This window comes from Streptomyces lushanensis (assembly GCF_001700515.1).
GTDB lineage: Bacteria > Actinomycetota > Actinomycetes > Streptomycetales > Streptomycetaceae > Streptomyces > Streptomyces lushanensis.
The window spans coordinates 1-2,456 of record NZ_MAUD01000497.1; the positions used below are offsets into that span (position 1 = coordinate 1).

The window sequence follows — 2,456 nt, forward strand, 5'->3', positions numbered from 1 at the left end:
GTGAGGAGGGGGCGGCTGGGCGGGGCGTCAGCACCAGTGCGGTGTCTCACCGAGGCTGCGGATGTACTTGGCCGATCCCCAGGCCCAGCTGCCGTCGGCGAGCAGGTACCAGCGGTTGTTCCCCTCCACGTCGCCGCCCTCCACCTTGCAGAAGATGCGCACGATGTCGCCGTACTCGAGTTCGCCGACGACTCTGCTGCTGCGGGTCGGCTTGTCCCGCAGGAGAAGACCGGTCCTGGCGACGACCTTGCCTCTGTATCTGCCGAGGCCCTGGTCGTCGGTCTGCGGCTTCGACGGTGGATTGCCCGCCGGCTCGTCGGCGGCCACCGGTACGGGTACCGGTCCGGTGGCCGCGGAGGAGGCGGCGGGGGGCGCGGCGAGAGCGGGTGCGACGGAGACGGTGGCGAGAGTCGTGGCGGCGAGCGCGGTGACGGTGAGGACGGCGGCGGTACGGCCGGACGAACGCACGGGCATGAAGACTCCTGGGACCTGAGGGCGAGGAGCCGGTGATTCCGGCATATGACTCGCGTGGTTCACGCTAGGTTCGCTACTCAATGTCCGCAATTCATGACTGTGGGTGTTCGCGCCATATGGGCTCAGCGCACAGGCTCAGCGCACAGGCTCAGCGCACAGGCTCGGTGCGGGGCTCGGTATGGCGGTCCGGTGTGGTGGCTCGGTATGGCGGCTCAGCGCTGGTAGGGGTTCTGCTGCGCCGTGTGGTGGTGCGCGGCGCCGCCCCCTGCCTGGCCGGTGCTCTGGGCGAGCAGTTGATCGGCCTGTTCCTTCGTCACCCGCTGCTCGTCGCCGCAGAACGTGCACTGGGTCATGTATGTGGTGGAGAACGCGAAGAGCGGTATGAAGAACAGAGTGAACTTGGTGACGCGCTTCTTGAGCGTGTGCGCGGAGGGATTGCCGCAACGGCCGCAGACCAGCGTCAGTATGGCCAGTTGATGGAGGTAACCCTTGGTGCCGAAGATGATCATCTGAGCGATTCCTTCCGCGAGACACGCGCCCGGGACGGGAGCGCCGGGGAGAGTCTGCCCCCTCTGTCCAGACTGCCGTACGGAGATGACGACGGCGGTGGCGGTCGGCGGTGGCGGCGGGCCGGCGGGCCGCGTGACCTCTTGCCTCTGCGGGCCGGTGGCTGTTCCCATGGTCTCTCTGGGGGTGAGGCGGCATGACGATCCGATTACGTGTCACGCCGGTCCGTGTCCGAGGCCGTGACCGGCTCTTCGTGAGCCTGCCGGACGGTACGGCCGTCGCCTGGTACGACGGCGCCGACGACGCGGACGGTCCGGTCGACGGGCGGGCCGGCGGGCGGATCAGTGTGCTCCCGGGCGCGGCGCGCGAGGATGTGCTGGCCGCCCTCGCGCCGTACATCACCGGTGAGGTGGCGGTCGGGCCGCCGCCGATACCGACACCGGCCGATCTCGACCGGCTCTCCCTCCACCCGGACGACGACCTCGCCCCGAACCGTCCGGGCGAGGCGCTCCACGCGGAACTGGACGCGTCCGCGGCGTCCGAACGGCACGGGTGGTTCCGCCGGGGCACCTGGGGCGGAGGCACATGGGGCCGGGACACATGGCCGCCGGATACATATCGCGGGGACATACATCGCGGCGACCGGCATCGCGGGGACGCGCTCCACGGGGAACTCCTCGCCCAGCAGCTCCTGGGCGACCGTCTCGACCGGCTGGAGGGCGCGGGCTGGCGGGTGCTGCACTCGATACCGCTGCCCGGGGCGGGCGCCGGCGCCCGGGTCGACCATCTCGCGATCGGCCCGGCCGGAGTCCTGGCCGTACACACCGTCGCCGCGCGCGGCCGGCGGGTCCGTATCGCCGACCCCATGGTCCGTACGGGCCGTGCCGAGCCGCGGCCCCATCTGCGCTGGGCCCGTCGCGCCGCCGAGCGCGCCTCGTTCGCCCTGGCGACCGCCGTACGCCCGGTCCTCGCCGTGGCCGAGGCGGCCAGGCTGGACGCGGTGCCGTCCTCGTCGGACGTACGGATCCTGCGTGACACCGAGATCCCGGCGCTCGCGTCCCTCGGCGGCGTACTCAAACCGGCGGACATCGAGGCCCTGTACGCGACGGCCCGCGACCGGCGCACATGGCTGTCGGTGTAGTCGGAGTGGCTGTGCCGCTGTGCCGCTGTGTGACGGTGCTGTTGTGGGGCTGCGGGCGGGGTGGCCCGGACGGAGTGGTGGGCCGGGCCACATGGCCGGGCGGGGTTGTGTGTCCGGGCAGGGCTATGTGTCCGGCAGTGGCCCCGCGCGGCCGGGATCGAGGAGCGGGGCGAGGAGGTCTCCGTGGCGCTCCAGCCGCCCGGGGATGTCCGCCGAGCGGAAGACCAGGTCCTCGGCCGCCGTACAGGCCGTGATCTCGTCCCAGGTCACGGGCGTGGAGACGGTCGGTTCCCGCCGGGCCCGCAGGGTGTAGGCCTGTCGCCTATACACAACT

General features: G+C 71.6%; 4 protein-coding genes. 1 reads left to right on the forward strand and 3 read right to left on the reverse strand.

The annotated features are described in order from the left end of the window. Window positions 1-27: 27 nt before the first annotated feature. The gene (locus BFF77_RS30385; RefSeq protein WP_066956426.1) at window positions 28-474 is read right to left on the reverse strand and encodes an SH3 domain-containing protein; all 447 of its coding nucleotides are present in this window, start codon (window positions 472-474) and stop codon (window positions 28-30) included. A gap of 212 nt (window positions 475-686) precedes the next feature. Continuing rightward, a complete protein-coding gene (locus tag BFF77_RS30390) occupies window positions 687-983 on the reverse strand; it encodes a zinc-ribbon domain-containing protein (RefSeq protein WP_066956429.1) in 297 nt (98 codons plus the stop codon). Window positions 984-1,177: 194 nt separating this feature from the next. Between BFF77_RS30390 and BFF77_RS30395 the strand changes: the two genes are divergently transcribed. Continuing rightward, window positions 1,178-2,122 carry a nuclease-related domain-containing protein gene (locus BFF77_RS30395; RefSeq protein ID WP_066956432.1) on the forward strand — a complete coding sequence of 315 codons (945 nt, stop codon included), beginning with the start codon at window positions 1,178-1,180 and terminating at the stop codon, window positions 2,120-2,122. 123 nt (window positions 2,123-2,245) lie between these two features. On the opposite strand, the gene ligD is transcribed toward BFF77_RS30395, so the two are convergent. Continuing rightward, window positions 2,246-2,456, reverse strand: a 211-nt coding sequence (ligD, locus tag BFF77_RS33885; RefSeq protein ID WP_483855221.1) for a non-homologous end-joining DNA ligase LigD, incomplete at its 5' end; no start/stop codon positions are given.

Coding starts and splice junctions, on each gene's coding strand:
- BFF77_RS30385 (WP_066956426.1), bottom strand. CDS start 474: ATGCCCGTGCGTTCGTCCGGCCGTACCGCCGCCGTCCTCACCGTCACC.
- BFF77_RS30390 (WP_066956429.1), bottom strand. CDS start 983: ATGATCATCTTCGGCACCAAGGGTTACCTCCATCAACTGGCCATACTG.
- BFF77_RS30395 (WP_066956432.1), top strand. CDS start 1,178: ATGACGATCCGATTACGTGTCACGCCGGTCCGTGTCCGAGGCCGTGAC.